Consider the following 22,174-nt stretch of genomic DNA (forward strand, 5'->3'; position numbering starts at 1 on the left):
CGGCCTGCTCTACCCGTTTCCCGCCCCAACTGCGGTTCGCTCACGGACGTCCCGGTTTCCCCACATCCGCTGCCAGGGGATTTAGCTCGCCTCGCGGTTCCGCTCACGGGCCGGGTCGTACAAGTGCGAGCAGACGATCTCCGACACATCCCACTCGCGGCTGGCCAGCGCCCGCCCCACCAGGATGACCGCGGTATGGCGCAGCCCTGCCGCCTCCACGTGGTCGGCGATATCGGTGAGGGTGCCGCGGAGCACGAGTTCGTTGGGTCGGGTCGCGTGAGCGACGACCGCCACAGGACAATCAGCCCCGTATTCGGGGACCAGCTGCTCGGCAAGAACCCGGATGTGTCGGATCGCCAAGTGCAAGACGAGAGTCCCGTGGATCTTCGCGACGTTCTCCAACGCCTCCGATTCCGGCATTTTCGTGGAGCGTGCCCGGGTGCGGGTAAGCACCACCGTCTGCGCCACCTCCGGAACCGTCAACTCGGTGCCGAGCAGGGCCGCGGCCGCCGCATAGGCGGGCACCCCAGGGGTGACGTCCCACGCCACCCCTGCCTCGTCAAGCCTTCGTGTCTGCTCGGTTAGCGCGCTATAAAGCGACGGGTCTCCAGAGCAGAGCCGGACCGCGTCCAAACCGCGCCGGTCCGCGTCGACCAGGTGGGCGATGATCTGGTCCAGGTCGAGGTGCTGGGTGTCCACTAGTTCCGCGTCGTCAGGGCAGTGGGCCAGGATCTCAGCGTCGATATAGGTACCCGCATACAAGCAGACAGGAGTGGTGCGCAGCAGTTCGACCGCGCGTAGCGTCAGCAGGTCAGCTGCGCCGGGGCCAGCACCCACGAAATGAACCGTCATGTCTCTCTTCCCTGATCTGTTTTGGTCGCGGCCCACTGGACAACCGGACGGGCCGGACGCCATCCCGTGAACGACCCCAGGGGGGCAGCCCGTTCCACCGAGAGGCGTGTCAACTCTCCGCCGTGGCGCCGCCACCGTTCCACCAAGACTGCTTCCGTCTCCAAAGTCACGGCGTGCACTACGATGCGGCCCCCGGGCCGCAGGGCCGCCCAGCACCGGTCCAGCACGGACGGGTCGGTAGCCCCACCACCGACGAACACCGCATCGGGTGGCTCCAGTCCGCTCAGCGCGTCAGGCGCACTACCGTGGACCACGCGCAGGGAGGGCACACCAAGCCGGGCAGCGTTACGCGTGATCCGGTGCACCCGTTCGGGGTGCCGCTCAATCGCAACAGCCCGGCACCGCGGGTCGGCGCGCAGCCATTCCACGGCCACCGACCCTGCTCCCGCTCCCACATCCCACAGCAGGGCCTGGGGTTGGGGGCGGAGCGCACAGACCGCGGCAATCCGTATCTCTCGTTTGGTGAGCTGCCCGTCGTGGTCGAACGCCTCATCCGGCAGCCCGGGGGTAAGCGGGTACCCACCGTTTCCGGTGACCGCCACGCACACCACGTTCAACGGCGGCGCGTCCCGGCCCCGCCACTCGGCCGCGGTGGCTTCGATCCGTTCCTCTCTGCTGCTCCCCAGGTCGGACAGGACCGTCATGCGGCTATCGCCAAGGCCGTGTTCGACCAGCCGGGCTGCGACCGCGGCAGGCGTCGTCCCATCCGAGGAGAGCACCACCAGCCGCCGCCCGGGGGTGAGGTAGCGGCGCACCGCGTCGACGTCGCGTCCCACGAGCGTCACCACATCCACAGACTCCGCGCTCCACCCCATCCGTGCCCGGGCCAGGGCGACCGAGCTCACCGCGGGCAGCACCCGCACCCGGTCTGCGCCGAGCAGTCGCACCAGGGTGGTGCCGATCCCCGACAGGAGGGGGTCCCCGGAAGCCAGCACGACGACACGGCGGTCACGGTACCGGTCCAGGAGCATTGGAAGACCGCTCAGCAACGGGGACGGCCACGGTTCGCGTACCGCTCCCGTGTCGGGCACCAAAGCCAAATGTCGAGTACCGCCGAGGAGTACCTGGGCTTCGCGGATAGCGTCGCGGGACGCCGGCGGCAACCCTTCCCAGCCATCAGCGCCTATGCCGACGACAGTGACCGGTGTCTTCATGGCGGGCCACCTTAACACGGATCGGGGAAGTCTCCCAGCGCTCTGGGCACCCGGACCGCCGCTGGCTAGACTCGGCGACGGCGGAACCGCCGAGGTGCCCCAATCCACGGGGATAATCGGGAAGCCGGTGCGAATCCGGCACAGGCCCGCTGCGGTGACCTGGGAGCCGCCGATCACGCGCATCGCGCAGCCACTGGACGGCAGTCTGGGAAGGCGATCGGACGGTGTTGATCAGGAAGTCCGAAGACCGGCCTCGGCATGGCTGCCGTTTTTGCCGATCCCCCAGCGGGAGCCTGTGGAGGAGCGTGTGCACGTCTATCCGTTCAGCGCCATCGTCGGTTCGGACGACCTGGTGCTGGCCCTCATTCTGACCGGTATCAGCCCTGACATCGGGGGCGTCCTTATCCGCGGCGAGAAGGGAACCGCAAAATCAACCGCGGTACGCGCGCAGGCAGCTCTGCTGCCCCCGATCACCGTAGTCACCGACTGCCGGTTTTCCTGCGACCCTGCCGCCCCCGACCCTGACTGTCCAGACGGACCGCATCCCCCTTCAGTTGCTTCCGCGACCCGCCCAGTGCGTCTCGTGGAGCTTCCTGTAGGCGCGGGCGAGGACCGGGTCGTGGGCTCCCTACACCTGGAAAAAGCCCTGTCGGGCAGCGGTGTCGAATACGAGCCCGGACTGTTGGCCCGTGCCAACCGCGGCATCCTCTACGTCGACGAAGTCAACCTACTCCACGACCACCTGGTGGACCTGCTCCTCGATGCGGCAGCGATGGGGCGGGCCACCGTGGAACGTGACGGTGTCTCGCTCAGCCACGCCGCCCGGTTCACCCTTGTGGGAACGATGAACCCGGAGGAAGGGGAGCTACGGCCCCAGCTGTTGGACCGGTTTGGCTTGTCCGTGGAGGTTGCAGCACCCCGCGATCCGGCCGTGCGGGCGGAGATCATCCGTCGACGTCTCGCCTTCGACGCCGACCCCGCCGGTTTCACCTCCGCCTACGCCACTGCCGAGCAGCAACTGGCGGAACGTATCGCGGACGCACGTCTCCGGCTGCCCAAGGTGGTGCTCGGCCAGGAGGCACTGTTGGCTATCGCCGAGGTGTGCGCCGCGTTCGATGTGGACGGTATGCGTGCCGACCTAGTGTGTGCCCGGGCCGCGGTGGCCCACGCCGCGTGGTGTGGCCGCACCGACGTCACCCGAGCCGATGTGCGCGCTGCCGCCCGCCTTGCCTTACCGCACCGACGGAGGCGGACCCCCTTCGACAGTCCCGGCATGGATGAGGGCCTGCTGGACGAGATCCTCGGCGAAGATCACGATCCGGACCCTGGGCCGGACGGTTCCGGAGGGCCAGGCGGTCCACCATCGGACAGCGGTTCTGATACTCCGCCGCCCACCGCCGGCTCCACTCCTGACCCTCCCGCCAGCGGCCTCGGATCCCCCACCTCGTCCAACGACGATCCCCGGCCGGATGCTCCGGCCCCGGTGTCGGTCACAGCACCCGAGGAACCGTACCGCCCTCGGCTTTTCACGGTCGCTGGCACGGGGAAAGGCACGCTAGGCCGCCGTTCACGAGCTATCACAACATCGGGGCGCACCGTCGGCGACGTTCCCGCGGGCCGGGGAACTGGGCCGATCCACTTGGCCGCCACGGTTCGGACAGCCGCGCTGCGGCACGCGACATCTCGTTCTTCCCCGGACACCACACGGCTTTCTATTGCCCTCAGTGATCTACGCAGGTCCCTCTGTGAAGGCAAGGAATCCAACCTGGTGCTGCTCTGCGTGGACGCTTCCGGTTCTATGGCTGCCCGGCGGCGCATGTCCCAGGTGAAGACAGCTGTTCTCGCACTGCTGCTGGACGCCTACCGCAGACGGGACCGAGTGGGGTTGATCACGTTCCGAAACCATGAGGCTACGCTCACACTTCCACCCACCGGATCAGTGGACGTAGCAGCAGCCCGCTTGCGGGAGTTGCCTGCCGGAGGCCGTACCCCACTAGCTGAGGGCCTATTGAAGGCCGCGGAGACACTGCGCCGCGAACGGTTACGCGACCCGGATCGCCGCGCCCTGCTCGTGGTCGTCACCGACGGCCGGGCCACTGCCGGCCCTAAGGCAGTGGAGCGCTCGTTGCACGCCGCCGACCACCTGGCCCGCGAAGGGGTCTCCGCGCTGGTCATCGACTCGGAGACGGGACGGTTCCGGATGGGGTTGGCCGCTGCGCTCGCCCGCCGCATGGGTGCCGAGTACGTCCACGTTGGCGAGGTCAGCGCCGAAGCCATCACGTCAGCAGTAGCCGGAGCAACCACGAGGGCGGCTTGATGCCTCAAGGACAACCATCGTTCATCCCCGACGACGGACTCACCACCCGCCAGCGCCGCTACCGTCCGCTGCTCATCGTGCACACCGGTGACGGCAAGGGAAAGTCCACTGCAGCGTTCGGCCTGGCCTTGCGCGGGTGGAACCAGGGGTGGCGGATCGCGGTGTTCCAGTTCGTGAAGTCCGCGAAGTGGCGGGTTGGGGAGCAGACCGCATTCGACACGCTTGCCGCAGTACACCGTGCGCAAGGGGTGGGAGGCCCCATCGAGTGGCACAAAATGGGGTCAGGGTGGTCGTGGTCGCGCAAGCCGGGCACGGAAGCCGACCACGCGGCCGCTGCCGCAGAGGGGTGGGCCGAGATCAAGCGCCGCCTCGCCGAGCAACGGCACGACCTTTACATACTCGACGAGTTCACGTATCCGATCACCTGGGGCTGGGTCGACGTCAACGACGTGGTGTCGACGCTGCGTGAGCGTCCGGGACGCCAGCACGTGGTGATCACCGGCCGCCGCGCGCATCCCGCGCTGCTGGACGCAGCCGATCTGGTCACGGAAATGGTGAAAGTGCGACATCCCATGGACTCCGGGCAGAAGGGGCAGCGCGGTATTGAGTGGTGACGTTCCCGCCGCGGTCCTGCCACGGCTAGTGATCTCCGCTCCCACGTCCGGGGCGGGTAAGACCACCGTGGCTACCGGGCTCATGGCGGCGCTGCGCGCTGCCGGATACGACGTGTCCGGGCATAAGGCCGGACCGGACTATATCGACCCCGGCTACCATTCCCTGGCAACCGGGCGGCCCGGCCGCAACCTCGATGTGCACTTGCACGGTGAGAACCTGCTGGGCCCCTTGCTGCTACACGGCGCCTCCCATCCGCGGCCGGCCGACCTGGCCGTGATCGAAGGCATGATGGGCCTGTATGACGGGAAGCTCGGGGGGCGCGGGTTTGCGTCCACCGCGCATGTCGCCGCCCTGCTGGACGCTCCGGTGGTGCTGGTCGTAGACGTGTCTCACGTGTCGCGGTCGGCCGCGGCGATCGTGGCGGGCATGGCAGTGTTCGACCAGCGGATTCGGATCGCCGGAGTCATCTTGAACCGGGTGGGCTCCAGACGGCACGCCGCCGAGGTCGCTTCCGCGGTGGAGGACGTCGGTGTCCCCGTGCTGGGGGCACTGCGCCATGACAGCGGACTTGCTGTTCCTTCCCGGCACTTGGGTTTGGTTCCTGCCGAGGAACGGGCCGAGGCAGTAGCGGCCGTGGAGCTGCTGGCGGAACGCATCGCCGCACAGGTGGATTTGACTGCCGTGGTAGAGGTGGCACGATCCGCGCCACCGCTGCACGCCCAAGCGTGGTCCGCGCAGGAGGCGCTCCGTGCCGCAGGGTTTCACCCTGTCTCCGCGCAGCGAGACCACCCCGTGGTCGCGGTAGCTGGAGGGCAAGCCTTCACCTTCCGCTACGCCGAAGTCGAGGAGCTGCTTCGCGCCGCGGGCTGCCGCCCGGTGGTGTTCGATCCAATGTCCGACCCTGCGCTGCCCGACGGCACCGCGGGAATCTACCTGGGCGGCGGATTCCCCGAGGTGTACGCCGCAGAACTGGCGGGGAACACGGCGCTGCGCACCGCGCTGCGGGATGCGGTGCGCTCAGGCGTGCCGACGGTTGCCGAATGCGCGGGCCTGCTGTATCTGTGCCGTGACGTGGATGGCGCCCCCATGGTGGGGGCCTTGGACGCGGTGGGACGCATGACGTCCCGCCTGGCTCTCGGCTACTACTCGGCGCTGGCCCCCGCAGAAACACTCGTGGCGGCGGAGGGAGACCGGGTGCCCGGGCACACGTTCCACCGCACCACAGTCACCTCCACTGGAGAGCAGGCGGGTCCGGCCTGGCTGTTGGACGGGCAGCCCGACGGTTTCTCCTCCGATCCGGCAGGCATCGGCCGTCCCACACTCCACGCCTCCTACCTGCACACCCACTGGGCAGGCTGCCCGCAGGCCGCGGCCCGGTTCGCGGCTGCAGTCTCCACCCAGCGGCCTTGTTGATCCCGCACCGTGCCCCGGCTGAGAGTGCCGGGACCGGCGCGCACATGCCCAGGCAGCTTGCACACGATCGCTCGTCACAGCCAAGCCCTGCACTGAGCCTCACAGTGCAGGGCTTGGCTGCTCGAGAGCAACAGCACGAACCCGCGGCAACGGTCCTACCCATGTCCAGGGGCATGGCCGTCGACCGCCACAGAAGGAACACGTTTAGCAGTCGTGTCAGCGGGGTCAGCGAGTCTGAGACAGTCCAAGCCATTCCAGGGCAGCGGGAACGTCCGCAACAGTGGGAACGTCCCCCCGGTAGAGAGGTCTGCGCACCACCACCACGGAAACCCCCAGCTCGTCTGCGGCGTCCAGCTTGGCCCGGGTGTGAACTCCGCCAGAGTCCTTGGTGACCAAAACTTCCACCGCATGCTCGGCCATGAGCTTCCGTTCCCCTGCACAGGTGTAAGGGCCACGGCTGCGTATGAGGATCCACGTAGGCGGCAATGCGAGCTCTACGTCTTCCACCACTCGGGCTAACACCGTGTGCTCGGCCAGCGGCCCAATGAAGTGGTGCAGGGTCTGCCGTCCCGTGGTGAGCAAGACACGGCGCCCTAGTCTCGCGGCCTGCCAGGCTGCCTCGTCGTGGTCGTCCACCCATATCCAGCGGGACGCCGCAGGTTCGTTTTCCCACCCGGGGCGCACGAGACGCAGCAGCGGCACACCGGCCTGGGTGCACGCCTCGGCCGCGTTAGTGGACACCCGTATAGCGAAGGGATGGGTAGCGTCCACGACCCGCGTGATCCCGTTACTGCGAAGGAATCCGGCGAGTCCTGCGGCTCCCCCGAAACCACCGATGCGTACCTCACCGGCGGGCAGCCTGGGGTGGCTGACCCGCCCGGCGAGGGAAGACAGTACCGGTATCCCCGCGGCGACGAACGCCTCAGCAAGGGCTCTCGCCTCGGCTGTTCCGCCGAGGATGAGCACTTTCACCGCAGTTCTCCCCGCACGGTCGGCAGCTTTGGCGCGCCTTCAGTGATCAACCGCAGCACAGCATCCATGTCGAGGTGTTCTTCCGCGAGGTCGCCGAGCCGGTCAAGGTAGGCGTCACGGACCTCAGCGAAGCACACCTGTCCGTATTCGCTGCCGTCGTATCCCGCATTCTCGGCCGCGGCAGCCAGCCACGCACCGCGGAACGCGTCGTGTTCTAGGCTGCCGTGCCACATCGTGCCGAATACGGAGCCGTTGCGGAGCCCGCCGGGAAACGCCTCGCCATCACCGGTCTGGATGCGGCTGTAGTGGCTCTGGTATCCGCCGACCGGTATGCCCTGCCAGGTGCCGGAAGAGTAGTTCAGCGTCTGGTTTCGGGTGAAAACCGTCTCCAGGTCCAGCAGGCTCAACCCAGCAACGGTGCGCCCGGCCGGTCCTTCCACCCCCTCGGCGTCGACAATCGTGCGGCCCAGCATCTGGAAGCCGCCACCGATGCCCAGTACCGTGCCGCCGTGGCGGGCGTGGTTGGCGATCGCGTCGGCCAAACCGCGGGACCGCAGCCACTCCAGGTCGGTGAGCACGGCCCGCGTATCGGGGAGCACGACGATGTCGGCGGAGGCTAGCAGGCGAGGGCTGGTAACGAAGTCGACGCGCAGTCCTGGTTCCACGCCCAGGGCGTCAACGTCGGTGGTGTTGCCGATCCGGGGCAGCCGTACGACAGCGACCCGCAACACGGGTGTGCCCGCACTACCGTCCTCGCGTGCGGTAAGCGCTAGCGAATCCTCGGATTCCAGCCACAGGTTCTGCTGCCACGGCAGGACGCCGAGAACGGGTCGACCGGTGAGGTCTTCCAGGGTTTTCAGCGCCGGATCCAGCAGCGAAGGATCCCCCCGAAACTTGTTGATCACAAACCCGGCAACGAGTGCCTGGTCAGCGGGATCGAGTAAGGCGAGCGACCCGTACAGCGACGCGAAGACCCCGCCCCGGTTGATGTCGCCGATCACGATGACAGGCAGGTCGGCGGCGCGGGCAAGTCCCATGTTGATGTAGTCGTGGGCACGCAGGTTGATCTCTGCGACGCCGCCCGCGCCCTCGCAGACCACCACGTCGTAGCGGGAACGCAGCTCTGCGAGAGCGGCGTACGCAGCCTCGGCGAGCACTGCACGCGTGCCCGCAAACTCGCCTGCGGCTAAGCGGCCGAACGGACGGCCCCGCAGCACGACGTGGCTCCCGCGATCGCTGCTGGGTTTGAGGAGTACCGGGTTCATGGCGGTCTCGGGTTCGGCGCGCGCGGCGAGCGCCTGCACCCACTGGGCGCGGCTGATCTCGGCTCCTGTGCCATCGGGCCCGGGGACCACCATGGAATTGTTCGACATGTTCTGCGCCTTAAACGGCGCTACTTTGATCCCGTGCCGGGCCAAGGCCCGGCACAGGGCGCTGGTGACCAGGGATTTTCCTGCATCCGAGGAGGTCCCGGCCACCAGCAGCCCCTGCGCCTTGCTCATCGGACTCCCACTGTTTGCGCCGCGAAGCGGCGGTCAAACCGTTCGGTCAACCAGGCGAAGGCCAGTCCTAGCACCAGCCAAAGACTGGCTTGGGTGGCGAGTGAGGCCATGCGGAACTCCCACAGCAGGGTTGCTGGAAAGTCTTCGCCGACGTCGTTGATGTGGGGAAGAGCGAGGTAGCCGACGCAGACCACCGCGAGGAACACGGCGAGGGAGGCCACAATCCGTGAGGTCAGCGATGTCTCTGCTGGCAGTGCGCGTGCGAGGGCAACGGCCGCCGTAACCGCGACGAGCCCGAGGAGCACCGCGGCTACCCAAAGTAGGGTGCGCTGGTCGATTGTCTCGGGGACACCTACGGCAGGCGGGTTGGCCGGGTACTTGACGAAGGGCACCGCAGCGATGGCTGCCCATCCCAGGCCAGCGGCGACCAACGCCAGTGCCGGTCCGCTAAGCCGGCTGTGGCGCCGGACCGCGTAGAGCACCGAGGCGTAGAGCACCCCTAGGGACATGCCGGCAAACCCGGTGGCGAGGAACAACCCCACCTGCTGCCCGGTACGGCTGACTAGGGCATCGTCTCCGTGGGAGTGTCCCCCGTGCGCGCCATGGTCGTGGGAAGCGTGCTCTTCCAAAGCGATAGCCGCCTCGATGTGGGGTTCACCGAGGAAGAAAGCGACCACGCCCGCGGCCAGGCCGGCCAGTAGCCCGGCCAACAGCCCGCGGACAAGCAATCGCAGATAGGTTCCCCGCAGCGGACGGACCGAAGCAGAGGGGGTAGCGGAGGTCAGTGACACGGCACCCCCATGAGGTGTCGGCCGTCGTGCATCAGCTCGTGCAGGAACATTCCTGTACGCGAGACAGCTCCTTGGTCGAAACCGACCAGGTAGAGAACGAGAAGAGCAAGAAGGGTTACCGCTGTAGCGGTGAGTGCGAGCGGGATGGGCCCCAGCTCTGCCTCAACATAAGGGGCATGGACGGCCGACATGGTCCTCCTTACAGGATGACGCGTCCTACAGAGACCACTACGCCGGGTGAGTTTTCTGGCTCACGGGCTTGAGCCCGTCTACAGTGGCGCGACCGCTCCGGACTTTGACCGGATTGCCTGCACCCGACGCTCTTTTTGCTTTTAGTCGGGGGGAGTGTACCCAGACGCGTATTGCGCAAACTGACCGGTCCGCTTGTGGGATTCCCCTGCCACGGCAGCTGGTGACAGATACCGACGTCAGGACATGTCCTTAGCAAGAGTTTCTGGTGCCAATCCCGCCCAGTGGTGTCGTTATGGCCATGCGTATAAAGCGCATAAGGTAGCCACCGAAGTCTCCCAAGCAGGGGGTAGTGCATCACATCAAAAAATGCTTGAGGGCGCCGAGCAGGTAACTAATATCGGCGGGATACCAAGAATCACCACATCAGCAGCGGGCATATTCCCAACGATAGCGGTCAACATGGCCGGCCCCGCAGCGCGATCTGGCTGGGCACTTCGCTCCCGGGCGGGCGCAGGACCGGGTGCCTCGCAGGTGCGGGGGCGGCGCATGCGGTGAGTGTTTGGATCCACTAGGCGCGGTTGATTTCCGTGCCGTGGCTAGCGCAGCCGGGACCCCCTGGAGTTATCACCGTGTTTTGCGTGGCGCCACTTTGGTCCTGCGCCGGGACCGGTCCCGGCGCAGGACGGTGGTGACGACGGTTTCCCCCAACAGTAGAGGGTCCCGGGGCTATCGGGAGTCCGCGTGCTTTCTGCACTGGGCTGGCTATCTCACTCCGGGACCCGCCTGACCGGTCAGTCGAGGACGGCGTGGAGAAAGGCTTTGGTGCGTTCTTCTTTCGGGTCGCCGAAGATCTGTTCCGGCGGGCCTTCCTCGACGATACGGCCGTGGTCGAACATGAGTACCCGGTGCGAGACGTCCCGGGCGAACTGCATCTCATGGGTGACCAGCAGCATGGTGATGTCCGTGGTCTCAGCGACTGTGCGGAGCACGTCGAGGACCCCGGTGACGAGTTCGGGATCGAGGGCAGAGGTGACCTCGTCAAGCAGCAGGATCTTCGGCTGCATGGCCAGGGCCCGGGCGATCGCGACCCGCTGCTGCTGTCCGCCGGACAGGTGGGCGGGGTGGGCGTCGATCTTGTCGGCGAGGTCCACCATGTCCAGCAGTTCCTTGGCCCGCTGGTCGGCTTCCTCCCGCGGAATCCCCAGGCTGTGGACAGGGCCTTCGGTAACGTTCTCCCGCACGGTCATGTTCGGGAACAGGTTGAACTGCTGGAACACCATGCCGATCTGCTTGCGTACCCGGCGCTGGTGTTTGTCGGTGGCGCGGACCAGGCGGCCGCCTTTGTACCGGTGGCTGAGCGGCTCCCCGCCGACCCAGATAACCCCGGAGGTGACCTGTTCCAAGGTCATCAGCAGGCGCAGGATCGTGGTTTTCCCGGACCCGCTGGGGCCGATCAAGGTGACCCGCTCGCCGGCGTCGACCGTGAAGTCCAACCGGTCGAGCACGGTGAGCGAGCCGAACCGTTTGACGACTTGGTCGAAGCGGATGAGCGGTTCGTGCGTGCCGGTGCTGGTGCGGGGGTCAGACTGCGGCATAGCGTCGCTCCAGTTGTCGGATGAGGATGGCTGAAGGCACGCTCACCAGGAGGAAGAACAGACCCACGAGGGTCATGGCCTCCAGGTAGCGGAAGTACACGCCGCCGATCTGCGACGCCTGGTACATCAGTTCGCCGACGGTGATCGCGAACAGCAGCGGCGTGTCTTTGAACATGGCGATCAGGTAGTTGCCGAGCGGAGGGATGACGCGGCGGATCGCCTGCGGGAGGATGACCGCGCCCCACGTGCGGTGCAGGGGCAGGCTCAACGCCCGGCAGGCTTCCCACTGGCCTGCGGGCACGGCTTCGATGCCCGACCGGTACACCTCCGCGGTGTAGGCGGCATAGTGCACGCCCAGCACTGCCACGCCGATGGTGAACGCCGACAGCGTGTTCGGGGCCAGGGAGAACACGAAGACCAGTTGCACGAGCAGCGGGGTGCAGCGGATGAACTCCATGACCGCGAACACCGCGGTCCCGATCACGGGGATGCGGCGTACCAGGGCCACCGCGAGGCCGAGGACGAGCGCCAGGGTGTAGCCCAGCACCGTGGCTTGCACGGTGACAGCGAGGCCGTTGAGCAGGTCGGGGATGATCCGCCCGGTGAACTCCCAGTCCCAGGTCATCGCCGGCCACCTCCTGTCGCGGTCGCGGGCGGGGGCCGCAGCAGGGCGAGGAAGCCGGTGGCGACGGGCCGTCCCAGCCGCCGGTTGGCGCGGCGTTCCAGGAGCCGCATTCCCACGATCAGCAGCTGGGCGATGAGGAAGTAGGCGATGAGGGCGCCGGTGAAGGCCGCGACCGTCTCCCCGGTGGAGGCCCGCTGCTCTTGGGCGACCCGGGTCAGGTCGCTGACGCCGATGAGCGACACGATGGCGGTGGCTTTCATCAGTTCGATGACGAGGTTGCCGAAGGTGGGCAGCATCTGCGCCCACGCTTGGGGCAGCACGACCGCTCGCATGCGCCGCCACCACGACATGCTGAGCGCGATCGTGGCTTCCACTTGGGCTTTGGGCACCGCGTTGATGGCGGCCCGCACGACTTCCGCCCCGTAGGCGCCGACGTTGAGGCCGAGCGCGAGCACGGCGGCGAAGAGCGCGTCGATCTTGTAGGGGACGAGCTGGGGGATCGCGAACGCCATCCAGTACATGAGGACGAGCGCGGCTACGCCGCGGAACGTTTCGGTGTAGCCGGTGGCGATGGCGCGCGCTACGGGGTTGCGCAGGGTGCCCATGACCCCCACGACCATGGCGAGGGCGAAGGCGAGCACGGCCCCGAGCAGGGTGATGAGGAGGGTGGTTCCGGCCCCGCTCAGGTAGAGCGGGAGCCGGTCGATGAGGAACTCCACGGCGGTATCCGTCCTTAGGCCTGGCAGAGCTGCTCCGTAGTCAGGTCTCCGGGGAGTTCTTGTTCGGTGAAGCCGAACGGTTCGAGGATTTCGAGGAGACGGCCGCTCGCTTTGAAGTCGGCGAGGACCCGGTTGACTTCGGCGAGGAGCTCGGTGTCGCTCTGCCGGAAGGCGAGACCGCCGGCAGGGGTGACTTCTTCCCCGTCCACGACGGGGATGAAGCCTTCGGTGACTTCGAAGTCGCCGCCGCGCTGGTTGAGGAGCCGGTTGAGGGAGAGGGTGCTCAGCGCGACCGCGTCGACCCGGCCGTTGCTGAGGAGTTCGTAGGCGCTGGTCTGGTTGTCCACGGTTTCGATCTGTGCTTCGGGAACTCCCGCGCCTTTGGCGTAGCCCTGTTCCACGGAGGCGTTGAGCACGGCCACGGTCACGTCAGGGTTGGCGGCGATGTCGTCGAAGGTGGTCAGGCCGTACGGGTTGCCGGCGGGGACGAGGAACGCCTGGAGGACGCGGTAGGTCGGTTCCGCGAAAGCGACTTCGGCGCACCGTTCAGGGGTGATGTACATTCCGGCGGCGACCGCGTCGAACCGCTTGGCTTTCAGCCCGGGGATGAGCCCGTCCCAGGCCACGGATTCGGCACGGACTTCGGGAACGCCGAGTTCCGCGAAGATCGCGCGGAGCAGTTCGGGGGAGGAGCCGGTGACTTCGCCGTTCTCGTCGATGTAGCCGAAGGGGGCTTCGTTGTTGATCGCGACCTGGATGTAGCCCTGTTTCCGCAGGCTGTCGAGGGTCACAGTGTCTTCGGTGCGGGAGCAGGCGGCGAGTGCGGGACCGAACGCGATGGCGGCCAGGCCGATTCCTCCGGCGCGGAAGAGGCCGCGGCGGCTCACAGTTCCGTGGTCTGTCATGGTGTGGTTCCTGTCCGTTATCGCGGAAATGCGGGGATGTCGTGATGTGCGGGGCCGGCGGTGTTCCGGCCAGGGGACACCGCCGGGCTGTCGGGGAGCTGCACTGGACCGCGGGGTGCAGCACAGCTCCCCAGCAGCGGTTGCTCCGGCTGGTGTGGCCGGTGTCCGGTATCAGTCGGTGTCCGTGGCGTCCTCGGTGAGCAGCGGGTACGAGCCGTTCTCGTCGTGGACTTCGCGGCCGGTGACCGGCGGGGTGAACACGCAGAGGACGCGGAAGTCGGTCTTGGGGCGGACGGTGTGCCGCTCATGCCCGTTGAGCAGGTAGAGCGTGCCCGGTGTGATGAGGAAGGTTTCGCCGGTCTCGTCGTTGGTGACTTCTGCTTCGCCTTCGATGCAGTGCACCAGTTCGATGTGGTTGGCGTACCACATCGAGGTTTCGGTGCCCGCGTAGAGGACGGTTTCGTGGAAGGAGAAGCCGACGCCGTCCCGGGCCAGGACGATGCGGCGGCTGCGCCAGTTCTCGGTGACGACGTCGGCGTCGGTGCCGTTGATGTCGTCCAGGCTGCGCACGATCATGGGTGTCTTCCTTTCGGCTGGTAGAGGTGCGGCACCCCCACTGCTTTATGCGCGTGCATATGCATGTGCATGAAGCAGTGGAGCGTCGTCGCCGCAGACGTGCCGCAGGTGGACGGGGAAGGGCGCGAAGCACACCCGTCCGCGAGGGCTAGGGGAGATCAGGCGGGCTGGGGGGCGCGGACCGCAGCACGCACCGACTCGGCGAGGATGTCCAGCCCTTCCTCCATTTCGGCGACGGAAGTAGTGAGCGGAGGCAGCAGTTTGGCCACCTCGTCCTCGGGCCCGGACGTCTCCATGAGCAGACCGCGTTCGAACGCTTCGGCGCACACCCGCCGCGCGTCGCCTTCACCCGGCAGCACCAGGCCGCAGGCCATGCCGCGGCCGCGGACGCTCGCCCCGGCCTCCGCATGCTCGGCAGCGATCGCCTCGAGCCGCTCGGTGATGAGCTGCCCCTTGGCCAGGGTCTCCCGCTCGAGGGAGTCGTCGCGCCAGTAGGTGTTGAGCGCCACGGTGGCGGTGAGGAAAGCCGGGTTGAACCCGCGGAACGTACCGTTGTGCTCTCCGGGCTCCCACACGTCCAGTTCCCGTTTGAACAGGGTCAGCGCCATGGGCAGGCCGTAGCCGCTGATCGACTTCGACAAGGTGACGATGTCCGGCACGATCCCGGCTTCCTCGAAGCTGAAGAAGGGACCGGTCCGGCCGCAGCCCATCTGGATGTCGTCGACGATGAGCAGCAGTTCGTGCTCCCGGCACAGCTCCGCCAGGCCGCGCAGCCAGTCCGCTCTGGCCACGTTGATCCCGCCTTCGCCCTGCACCGTCTCCACGATGACGGCGGCGGGCCGGTCCAGGCCGCTGCCGCTGTCTTCCAGCAGGCTGCGGAGCCACAGGAAGTCGGGGACCTGCCCGTCCATGTAGTTGTCGAAGGGCATGGTGACGGTGTGGTTGAGGGGCACTCCCGCCCCTCCGCGCTTCATGGAGTTGCCAGTCACCGCGAGCGCGCCCAGCGTCATGCCGTGGAAGCTGTTGGTGAAGCTGATCACCGTCTCCCGGCCGGTGACTTTGCGGGCGAGCTTGAGGGCGGCCTCGACCGCGTTGGTGCCCGTCGGTCCGGGGAACTGCACTTTGTAGTCCAGGCCGCGGGGTTTGAGGATCACCTCCTCGAAGGTGTCGAGGAAGTCGCGTTTAGCGGTGGTGGCGGCGTCCAGGCTGTGGACGATCGAGTCGCTGCCGAGGTAGTCCAGCAGCGCGGTTTTGAGTGTCGGATTGTTGTGGCCGTAGTTGAGCGCTCCGGCTCCGGCGAAGAAGTCGAGGTAGCCGCGGCCGGTGTGGTCGTAGACGCGGCTGCCGCGTGCCCGGGTGAAGAGGGTGGGCCATCCCCGGCAGTAGCTGCGGACTTCGGACTCGAGTCGGGAGAAGGTTTCCATCGCGGATCTCCTTTGTCTCCGTTTCAGGGCAGGCGTCGAGGGCTCGGGGCACGGCCCGAGCGGTGTCGAGGGGTCAGCGCAGCGGACCGATCCGGACGAGGTCTTCGGGTTCGTGCTGCTCGGGGAGTTCTGCCGGGAAATGTCCGCGGTCGAACAGCGGAGTCCAGGAGAGGGCAGCGGACCGGGCACGGGCAAAAGAGGCGAACAGTGCTCGGGATGCCGTGTTGCCAGGGGTGACGGTGGCTTCGAGGTAGCGGATGCCGCGCTCGGTGATGCAGGAGCTGATGCGGTCGAGCATCCGGCGGGCCAGGCGGCGCCCGCGGAACGCGGGGTCGACCGCGACCTGCCAGAGGAAGTAGGTGTCGGGCGCGTCGGGACGCACGTATCCGGTGACGAAACCTCGGATCGTGCCGGTGCTGTCGCGGGCGACGAGCGATGTGGCGGCGAAGTCGCGGCACCACAGCACGTAGGCGTAGGGGGAGTTCACGTCCAGGTCGGAGATCCTGGCGAGGGCCCACAGCTGTCGGCCGTCGTCGAGTGTGGGCGGTTCGAGGGCCACGTCAGCGGCCTCGCCCGCCTTGAGCGAATGGTTACTTTCCGTATCTGAGCTATGTCGGTCCTCGGAAGGGGCTTGCTGTCCAAACACGTCGATGGACCCTAGCGAACGTTTCTGAGCAGGTTTTTCGCGAAAATTCGGGGTGATGTTTCGGTCCTCTTACTGCCGGGTAGGACAGCTCCCTTTGCCTTCATGGCTACTCTGCGCCACCACGCTTCTCCGCTTCCGCGACCACTGCCCCCGGGGGCGTTCGGGAACCTCACCAGGCGATACCCCAGGGTTTGGTCAGATCTTTACGACCCCGGCGAGAGAGGACGCCGCAGAGCAGGAAATACGGCTAGCACCCTTCCCTGAGAAAAATCCAAGGGAACTTTAAGGGTGAATTAGCTCACACCAATTCGGTGCAAAGGACTGATCAATCACGGCGCCGCCGCACCGCCGATTTCCCTGCCCCGCAGGGCTTTCTGGCCTGGACCAAGGAGAGCGCGCCCACGCTCTCTGAGGGGGCGTTTGGGGGACCTTTTCTAGGACTTTGCGTAGTACGACCTACCGTAGTACTACAATCGGTCGAGACGAGAGGCGCTACGGCGCCCCATCACCTGTCATCGCGGCCGGATCGCTCGACCGTGCGTGACGACAACAGCCACATAACGGCCACTGGAGTCAGAGCCAGCCGCGACAGGGCCCCGATCCCCGCGCCTTTGCCGGGGAGTTAGAGCCACGAGCCAGGATCGGAGGCGCCCGGTGAACCGCCTTTACCACGAGAGCGAAGACTGGGTCCGGCAAGGAGCCTGCCGCAACTACGACCCCGAGCTTTTCTTTCCGGTGAGCACCACCGGCCCCGGACGCGAAACCGTGGAACTCGCCAAAGCCATCTGCCGCAGTTGTACTGTTCGCCGAGATTGCCTGCGGTGGGCTCTGCGAGCCGGTGAAGCACACGGGGTGTGGGGGGCGACCACCCCCGAGGAGCGCCGCTATCTCCGCAGGGAACTGTCGCTGACGGTGAACTGACTCTGCCACACAACGACGATTCCGCGAGCCGCCAGGTGGTCAGGCCTGGCGGCTCGCGCATTGTGCTGCAACAACCGCGGTGCGGCGCGGTTGTCCCGCATTCGGGGTAGCGTAAAAGAAAACGGGCACCTCCCGACGCGACTGCGGCCCACTGCGGCCGCGTCCTCTTCCGCCCGCTATGTGGAGACGTCAGAAAGGTCCTCAGTCGATGTCAGCCTTCTCCGCCTCATCCCCCGGCGGTCGCATCATCGCGCTGGTGACAGGTCTACTCACCGCCCTGGCTCTGTCCCTGGGGGTCGCCCCCACGGCACACGCGCACAACACCCTCGTCTCCTCGTCCCCCGAGGACGGGGCCACCCTCGACTCTCTCCCCGAGAAGGTAGTGCTGACCTTCAACGCGGAAGTGCTGGAGGGAGGCAACGGGATCGTCGTCACCGGCCCGGACGGCACCAACTACGCCTCTGGTGATGTCGTCATCGACGGGGTGGAAGCCTCCATCGACCTGGAACCGCTCACCCAGCCCGGCGAATACACCGTCGAATACCGGATCATCTCCGCCGACGGCCACCCGCTTTCGGACACCTTCACGTTCACCGTGGACGAGTCCGCTATCCCCGAGCCCACCGAGAGCCCGGCTGCTGAACAACCTGAAGAAGAGGAGCCCACGCCTGCCCCTGCGGAAACTGAAGGGACGGAGTCCGAGGACAGCACCTCGACAACCGGCGTGGGTCTTTCCGGTCCGCTCGGAGCGATCCTGGGAATCGTCCTGGGAATCGGCGTCATCGCGGTGATCGCAATCACCATCATCCGCCTGCGCCGCCGTCCTGGCTCCGGAGACTGACACCGCTCACGCCCCCTCCTGTCCCCTTCGGGAGGGGGTGTCACCGGTGCCCGTATCCGAGACGTCAGGAGTGGCGACGTACCAGCAGGATGCTGATGTTGTCCCGACCGGACGCGTTCATCGCAGCCTGCCACAAGTTGTAGACGGCGATGTTGTCATCGCCCGCTTCAGCGATGATGCGCTCCATCTCCTCCAGCGGAACCAGGTCGGACAGCCCGTCGCTGCACATCAGCCAGGCACCGGGCCCCGGCTCGGTGTCCTGGCCCACGTGCGGCACGATGGTCGAGTTGCCGCTGCCGCCCAGCGACTGGGTGATGTAGTTCGTCGTGACCGGACGGCCGTCCTCTCCCGGCGGTAGCACCGGGGAGTCGTCCTCGGACAACTGGATCAGTTGGGAGCCCTTCAAGCGATAGGTCCGGGAGTCCCCAACGTTGAACCAGTAGTTCGCGTCGGGCGTGAGCAGGACCCCCGCGACCGTGGTTCCCATCCCCGAGAACTCCACGTGCTGCCCGGCATGCTCCTTGATCTCATCGTCGATGTGTTTGAGCAGCAGACCCACCGCTTCCGGGCCGGTCAACTGGGCGCTACTCTCCGCCATCCGGTGGACCGCGTGCTCCGCGGCGATCTCACCGGCGGCGTGGCCTCCCAGACCGTCGGCGACCGCGACGACGACGGGATCAGCGAGGGGCAGCCAGCAGTGCACCGGAGCGTTCATTTCGGCGCCCGCGACCGTGAGCGCACCCATGACCACGGCGTCCTCATTAGCCTGGCGGACAGCGCCTCTGTGCGTGAGGACTGTAACCTCGACTGCCCCACGAGCGACACCCATGCGCCCTACCTCCTGTTTCATCGGCATTACAGCCGAACAGTGCCAAGCAGCGCCCCGGCTGGACGGTAGCCAAGGCGCATGATCATGTAACCGTACCGATGGACGGTCGGCCGTGGTCAAAATCCATGTCCATCATGGCGGAAATCGTGCTGGTACGCAGTTCCCACGTGCCTGTCACCTCCGTAGTCGCTCCCGACAGCGGGTTACCGCTACACGAAGCGACCGTCGCCTCTTCCACCGCTGTCTCCCCGCTGACGGTGCGTCTCCGTCCGCATAGAGGGGAACCGCAGCGGACTCTGTTGTCCGCTCGTTTCCCTACGGCGTGTGTGATGCCCGTCGACGCACGGAGGTTCGCCCCTTTTTGGACAGCTTTTCCTTCCTGCCCCGCTACCGTGGCGCAAGACACCAAGCGGTGGAATCTTACGTGGTGAACCGCCGCAGGACAGGGAAGTCGGGAGCCGCGCCGCTGCATCCCCTGGAGCGGACCGCGGGTTCCGCGTCCGTACCCGTGGAGTCTCTGCCCGGGCCCGATCCCCGGTTCCGCTCCCACCGGTAGCTGAGGTTCTCGGCGGAACTGAGGAGTTCCGCGTTCCATGGCGCCGTCCCTCTCGCCGCTCCTCCCGGCATTGTCCCTCCGAGCACAGGGGCCGACGCGTCATCGCCGGGGCGGGGAAGTTGCGGAACTTCCCCTCGGGGGCCAGCTGCCGCGCTCACCGGTCCGACCGTGCCAGAGGCGCACTGCTGCACGTCACCAGCAGGCCAATGCCGTCCACCCTTCAGAATACGGTCCGGTAACCACCGGAATGCCCCAGGGTTCTGCCTCCGCGCCGCCCACGCGGGCAGCCCGCGTTCTGCCCCTCCCCCTGCCGCGCCCTCCTGTCTCGGTCAGAGGGGTCCGCCCAGCTCAACGACGGCCGCAGCGCAGACAACGCCGGTCAGGTAGAGCAGAGAATTCCGCACGCTGTTTCCGCGAAGTGGATACCACAGACGGCTGCCAGGGCTTGTCGCCCCCTGTCTGATCTGGCAGAATGGCGGACGTTGGGTGTCTAAGACGCAGACACACCTTTGCCTTTGTGCGCTCGCACCTGGCTTTTGCCAGCGGTATTTGCCGAGCGCTTTTTGTGTTTTTACCTCGGTTTAAAGGTGTGATCGCTGTGCGTCTGCCCTTGTCTGCTTTCTCTCGTTCCGCAATCCACGCAGTCGCCCAGCCGGGCTCGTCTTGGCGTGCTCTCATCCGCGCACAGTCCGACGCGGATTCCCACACCATCATCCCATCGCTCTGCGGAGAGCAGGCATACCCGACTGCTGCACTGAGGAGTCGCACGTGAAGATCGCTCTGATTGCCACCCATGCCACCCCGATTCCCGCACACAAGGGTGACCCCACCGACAGCGAAAGCCTGTACCTATGCCATCTGGCCCGGAACCTGGCCGCCCTAGGCCACCGGGTGACCATCCACACCCGATGCACTGACCCGCAGACCAGCGAACGCACCCGCATGGGACGCAGCGTCGTCGTGGCGCCCATTGTCGCCGGACCGCGGCGCCCCCTGCGTGAACAGGAGTACATCGAACACACCGGGACCTTCGCCCGCAGACTGACCGAGCAGTTGCGCGCCGACCCTCCCGATATCATCCACGCGTTCGGGTGGAGCAGCGGATTAGCCGCGCTCGCCGCGGTCCGCGACCTGGAACGCGACATCCCGGTCGTCCAAACCTTCCACTCCTTGAACGTCAGCGAGCAGCGGGTGGGCCTGCCCGCCAACCCGCAGCGGGTCCGATTGGAGGCCGCGCTCGCACACCACGCCAAAGCGGTTCTCGTCAACTCCGCTGACCAGCGCTTCGAACTCGCCCGGATGGGCGTGCCGCGCAGCCGCGTGTGCATCGTCCCCTTCGGCGTGGACACCGACCAGTTCACCGTCGAAGGTGCCGCGCACGGGCCGTGGCAGCGGCGCCGCTCCGCGGCTGGGCGGCCGCTGCGGATCATCGCGGTCACCCGCCTGGACCCACTCGGCGGCGTGGACACGCTGATCAGGACGATGGCGCGCCTCCCGGACGGGGAACTGCTCATCGTCGGCGACCCTGCACCCGAGCACCTCGCGATCGACCCGAACGCCCAACGCCTGGAACGGCACGCCAAGGAGGCGGGCGTCAACGACCAGGTCACGCTCACCGGAGCGGTCACCCGCCGGGACCTGGCCCGGATGCTGCGGTCGGCCGACGTGTTCGTCTCCACCGCCTTCTACGACCCCTACGGCAGTGCCGTCCTCGAAGCCATGGCCTGCGGCCTCCCGGTCGTGGCCCGCGCCGTGGGCGGCATCACCGGGGCCATGCTCGACGGCACCACCGGGGTGCTCCTCCGTTCCGCCCACCCCAGCACCCTCGCCCACGTCCTGCGGCAATTGGCTGCCGACACCACCCAGCGCACCGCCTACGGGATTGCCGGTGCTGACCGCGCTGCGTCCCGCTTCACCTGGGCCCGAGTTGCCGCGGAGACCGAACGGATCTACCAGAAACTGCTGCCTACCACTCCTGAACTGCCGCTGGCCTCCGGAAACGGCGCCTAGCGGATGCGTCGGCCACGCGCTGCCGGCCTGCAGCATTCCGCGCCGGATGCACCCGGCCGCGTGCGGCACCGTGCTCTGCACGGCTGCCGTCCAGGTTCCCTGTCCCGCATCCGTTCCGCTGCCGCCGACCGGCCCGCGGGCTGCGCGGTCTCACGCCTGCCACGGCTGCACTGCAGCGGCAGGCGAACCGGGGCCGGTCACCGCGGTGCTTCCGCGGCACGCATCCCCGCGACCGCGCGCGCCACATCTTCTTCCAAGGCGATCACCTGGTCAATGCCCGCGATCATGAGCAGTCGCCGCACCATTCCCTGGGAAGAGGCCACCACCAGGCCGATTCCGCGGTCTCGGGCATACCGGTAGCTGGCGAGCAGCACGCCGATGCACCGGGAATCGCAGGACGCCACCTCGGAGAAGTCCAGGACGATCCCCCGGCAGGACTCCTCTGCCCCGATCACGGTCTCCAGGGTCTCAGCCAACACCTGGGAAGTGCCGGCATCCAGGTCTCCCTTGGGGGCGACAACGACCACGTCCCCCTCAGTCCTGGTCGCAATATCGAATTCCGCGCTCACGTCTCTCGCCCACCCTGACCGCCGCCGCTGCGACACCTCTGGCCTTTTCGCAGCCGTTTGCGGGAAAGCCGCGGGCTGTGGAATTGGCCG

General features: G+C 67.1%; 21 protein-coding genes and 2 riboswitches. Of the genes, 6 read left to right on the forward strand and 15 right to left on the reverse strand.

The window, feature by feature from the left end:
- Positions 1-81: 81 nt before the first annotated feature.
- Together CW348_RS08030 and CW348_RS08035 are read right to left on the reverse strand one after the other, a co-directional pair.
- Positions 82-852 (reverse strand): cobalt-precorrin-4/precorrin-4 C(11)-methyltransferase, encoded by a 771-nt coding sequence (locus CW348_RS08030; RefSeq protein WP_011290762.1) that lies wholly within the window; start codon positions 850-852, stop codon positions 82-84.
- The gene (locus CW348_RS08035; RefSeq protein ID WP_011290761.1) at positions 849-2,066 is read right to left on the reverse strand and encodes a bifunctional cobalt-precorrin-7 (C(5))-methyltransferase/cobalt-precorrin-6B (C(15))-methyltransferase; all 1,218 of its coding nucleotides are present in this window, start codon (positions 2,064-2,066) and stop codon (positions 849-851) included. The genes CW348_RS08030 and CW348_RS08035 overlap by 4 nt, the downstream gene beginning before the upstream one ends.
- Positions 2,067-2,141: 75 nt before the next feature.
- A riboswitch (cobalamin riboswitch) is annotated at positions 2,142-2,337 on the forward strand.
- Between the two features lie 36 nt (positions 2,338-2,373).
- Between CW348_RS08035 and CW348_RS08040 the strand changes: the two genes are divergently transcribed.
- The 3 genes from CW348_RS08040 to CW348_RS08050 are packed head-to-tail and all read left to right on the forward strand — an operon-like array spanning position 2,374 to position 6,411.
- The gene (locus tag CW348_RS08040; RefSeq protein WP_016188116.1) at positions 2,374-4,383 is read left to right on the forward strand and encodes a VWA domain-containing protein; all 2,010 of its coding nucleotides are present in this window, start codon (positions 2,374-2,376) and stop codon (positions 4,381-4,383) included.
- Positions 4,383-4,997: a cob(I)yrinic acid a,c-diamide adenosyltransferase gene (gene cobO, locus CW348_RS08045; RefSeq protein WP_011290759.1), complete on the forward strand. Its 615-nt coding sequence runs from the start codon at positions 4,383-4,385 to the stop codon at positions 4,995-4,997. Before CW348_RS08040 ends, cobO begins: the two co-directional genes overlap by 1 nt.
- On the forward strand, positions 4,987-6,411 hold the full coding sequence (locus CW348_RS08050) for a cobyrinate a,c-diamide synthase (protein ID WP_011290758.1): 1,425 nt from the start codon (positions 4,987-4,989) through the stop codon (positions 6,409-6,411). Before cobO ends, CW348_RS08050 begins: the two co-directional genes overlap by 11 nt.
- Positions 6,412-6,636: 225 nt before the next feature.
- On the opposite strand, the gene CW348_RS08055 is transcribed toward CW348_RS08050, so the two are convergent.
- The 11 genes from CW348_RS08055 to ectA all read right to left on the reverse strand — a co-directional run bounded on the left by CW348_RS08055 (position 6,637) and on the right by ectA (position 16,271).
- Positions 6,637-7,383 carry a cobalt-precorrin-6A reductase gene (locus CW348_RS08055; RefSeq protein ID WP_011290757.1) on the reverse strand — a complete coding sequence of 249 codons (747 nt, stop codon included), beginning with the start codon at positions 7,381-7,383 and terminating at the stop codon, positions 6,637-6,639.
- A complete protein-coding gene (locus CW348_RS08060; protein WP_011290756.1) occupies positions 7,380-8,885 on the reverse strand; it encodes a cobyric acid synthase in 1,506 nt (501 codons plus the stop codon). The genes CW348_RS08055 and CW348_RS08060 overlap by 4 nt, the downstream gene beginning before the upstream one ends.
- Positions 8,882-9,676: a CbtA family protein gene (locus CW348_RS08065; RefSeq protein WP_011290755.1), complete on the reverse strand. Its 795-nt coding sequence runs from the start codon at positions 9,674-9,676 to the stop codon at positions 8,882-8,884. The genes CW348_RS08060 and CW348_RS08065 overlap by 4 nt, the downstream gene beginning before the upstream one ends.
- A complete protein-coding gene (locus tag CW348_RS08070) occupies positions 9,667-9,867 on the reverse strand; it encodes a CbtB-domain containing protein (protein ID WP_011290754.1) in 201 nt (66 codons plus the stop codon). Before CW348_RS08070 ends, CW348_RS08065 begins: the two co-directional genes overlap by 10 nt.
- A 27-nt stretch (positions 9,868-9,894) precedes the next feature.
- A riboswitch (cobalamin riboswitch) is annotated at positions 9,895-10,046 on the reverse strand.
- A 613-nt stretch (positions 10,047-10,659) separates the two neighbouring features.
- Entirely contained in the window at positions 10,660-11,463 is an 804-nt protein-coding gene (ehuA, locus tag CW348_RS08075) for an ectoine/hydroxyectoine ABC transporter ATP-binding protein EhuA (protein WP_104612629.1), read from the reverse strand.
- Positions 11,450-12,088: an ectoine/hydroxyectoine ABC transporter permease subunit EhuD gene (gene ehuD / locus CW348_RS08080; RefSeq protein ID WP_011290752.1), complete on the reverse strand. Its 639-nt coding sequence runs from the start codon at positions 12,086-12,088 to the stop codon at positions 11,450-11,452. The genes ehuA and ehuD overlap by 14 nt, the downstream gene beginning before the upstream one ends.
- Entirely contained in the window at positions 12,085-12,807 is a 723-nt protein-coding gene (ehuC, locus tag CW348_RS08085; RefSeq protein WP_011290751.1) for an ectoine/hydroxyectoine ABC transporter permease subunit EhuC, read from the reverse strand. Before ehuC ends, ehuD begins: the two co-directional genes overlap by 4 nt.
- Before the next feature lie 14 nt (positions 12,808-12,821).
- A complete protein-coding gene (gene ehuB / locus CW348_RS08090; RefSeq protein WP_016188113.1) occupies positions 12,822-13,712 on the reverse strand; it encodes an ectoine/hydroxyectoine ABC transporter substrate-binding protein EhuB in 891 nt (296 codons plus the stop codon).
- Positions 13,713-13,883: 171 nt separating this feature from the next.
- Positions 13,884-14,288 carry an ectoine synthase gene (locus CW348_RS08095; RefSeq protein ID WP_011290749.1) on the reverse strand — a complete coding sequence of 135 codons (405 nt, stop codon included), beginning with the start codon at positions 14,286-14,288 and terminating at the stop codon, positions 13,884-13,886.
- Between the two features lie 158 nt (positions 14,289-14,446).
- Positions 14,447-15,712, reverse strand: a complete 1,266-nt coding sequence (gene ectB / locus CW348_RS08100) for a diaminobutyrate--2-oxoglutarate transaminase (RefSeq protein ID WP_061783892.1) — start codon at positions 15,710-15,712, stop codon at positions 14,447-14,449.
- A 73-nt stretch (positions 15,713-15,785) separates the two neighbouring features.
- On the reverse strand, positions 15,786-16,271 hold the full coding sequence (gene ectA, locus CW348_RS08105) for a diaminobutyrate acetyltransferase (protein ID WP_016188112.1): 486 nt from the start codon (positions 16,269-16,271) through the stop codon (positions 15,786-15,788).
- Positions 16,272-17,012: 741 nt separating this feature from the next.
- Here ectA and CW348_RS08110 point away from each other — a divergent pair.
- On the forward strand, positions 17,013-17,279 hold the full coding sequence (locus CW348_RS08110) for a WhiB family transcriptional regulator (RefSeq protein WP_011290746.1): 267 nt from the start codon (positions 17,013-17,015) through the stop codon (positions 17,277-17,279).
- Between the two features lie 208 nt (positions 17,280-17,487).
- Positions 17,488-18,120 (forward strand): copper resistance CopC family protein, encoded by a 633-nt coding sequence (locus CW348_RS08115; protein ID WP_011290745.1) that lies wholly within the window; start codon positions 17,488-17,490, stop codon positions 18,118-18,120.
- A gap of 64 nt (positions 18,121-18,184) precedes the next feature.
- Here CW348_RS08115 and CW348_RS08120 read toward each other — a convergent pair whose 3' ends face one another.
- Complete coding sequence (locus tag CW348_RS08120; RefSeq protein WP_011290744.1) at positions 18,185-18,949, reverse strand: PP2C family serine/threonine-protein phosphatase; 765 nt, start codon at positions 18,947-18,949, stop codon at positions 18,185-18,187.
- A 1,324-nt stretch (positions 18,950-20,273) separates the two neighbouring features.
- On the opposite strand from CW348_RS08120, the gene CW348_RS08125 reads away from it, so the two are divergent.
- A complete protein-coding gene (locus CW348_RS08125) occupies positions 20,274-21,515 on the forward strand; it encodes a glycosyltransferase (protein WP_011290742.1) in 1,242 nt (413 codons plus the stop codon).
- A gap of 197 nt (positions 21,516-21,712) precedes the next feature.
- Here the strand turns inward: CW348_RS08125 and CW348_RS08130 are convergent, their stop codons facing one another.
- Positions 21,713-22,084, reverse strand: coding sequence for an STAS domain-containing protein (locus tag CW348_RS08130; RefSeq protein WP_038043157.1), 372 nt, complete (start codon positions 22,082-22,084; stop codon positions 21,713-21,715).
- Positions 22,085-22,174: the final 90 nt, after the last annotated feature.

Source organism: Thermobifida sp. (assembly GCF_017577275.1).
Lineage (GTDB): Bacteria > Actinomycetota > Actinomycetes > Streptosporangiales > Streptosporangiaceae > Thermobifida > Thermobifida fusca.

Coding starts and splice junctions, on each gene's coding strand:
- ectB (WP_061783892.1), bottom strand. CDS start 15,712: ATGGAAACCTTCTCCCGACTCGAGTCCGAAGTCCGCAGCTACTGCCGG.
- cobO (WP_011290759.1), top strand. CDS start 4,383: ATGCCTCAAGGACAACCATCGTTCATCCCCGACGACGGACTCACCACC.
- ehuA (WP_104612629.1), bottom strand. CDS start 11,463: ATGCCGCAGTCTGACCCCCGCACCAGCACCGGCACGCACGAACCGCTC.
- CW348_RS08070 (WP_011290754.1), bottom strand. CDS start 9,867: ATGTCGGCCGTCCATGCCCCTTATGTTGAGGCAGAGCTGGGGCCCATC.
- CW348_RS08115 (WP_011290745.1), top strand. CDS start 17,488: ATGTCAGCCTTCTCCGCCTCATCCCCCGGCGGTCGCATCATCGCGCTG.
- CW348_RS08095 (WP_011290749.1), bottom strand. CDS start 14,288: ATGATCGTGCGCAGCCTGGACGACATCAACGGCACCGACGCCGACGTC.
- CW348_RS08035 (WP_011290761.1), bottom strand. CDS start 2,066: ATGAAGACACCGGTCACTGTCGTCGGCATAGGCGCTGATGGCTGGGAA.
- ehuB (WP_016188113.1), bottom strand. CDS start 13,712: ATGACAGACCACGGAACTGTGAGCCGCCGCGGCCTCTTCCGCGCCGGA.
- CW348_RS08120 (WP_011290744.1), bottom strand. CDS start 18,949: ATGGGTGTCGCTCGTGGGGCAGTCGAGGTTACAGTCCTCACGCACAGA.
- CW348_RS08060 (WP_011290756.1), bottom strand. CDS start 8,885: ATGAGCAAGGCGCAGGGGCTGCTGGTGGCCGGGACCTCCTCGGATGCA.
- ehuD (WP_011290752.1), bottom strand. CDS start 12,088: ATGACCTGGGACTGGGAGTTCACCGGGCGGATCATCCCCGACCTGCTC.
- CW348_RS08030 (WP_011290762.1), bottom strand. CDS start 852: ATGACGGTTCATTTCGTGGGTGCTGGCCCCGGCGCAGCTGACCTGCTG.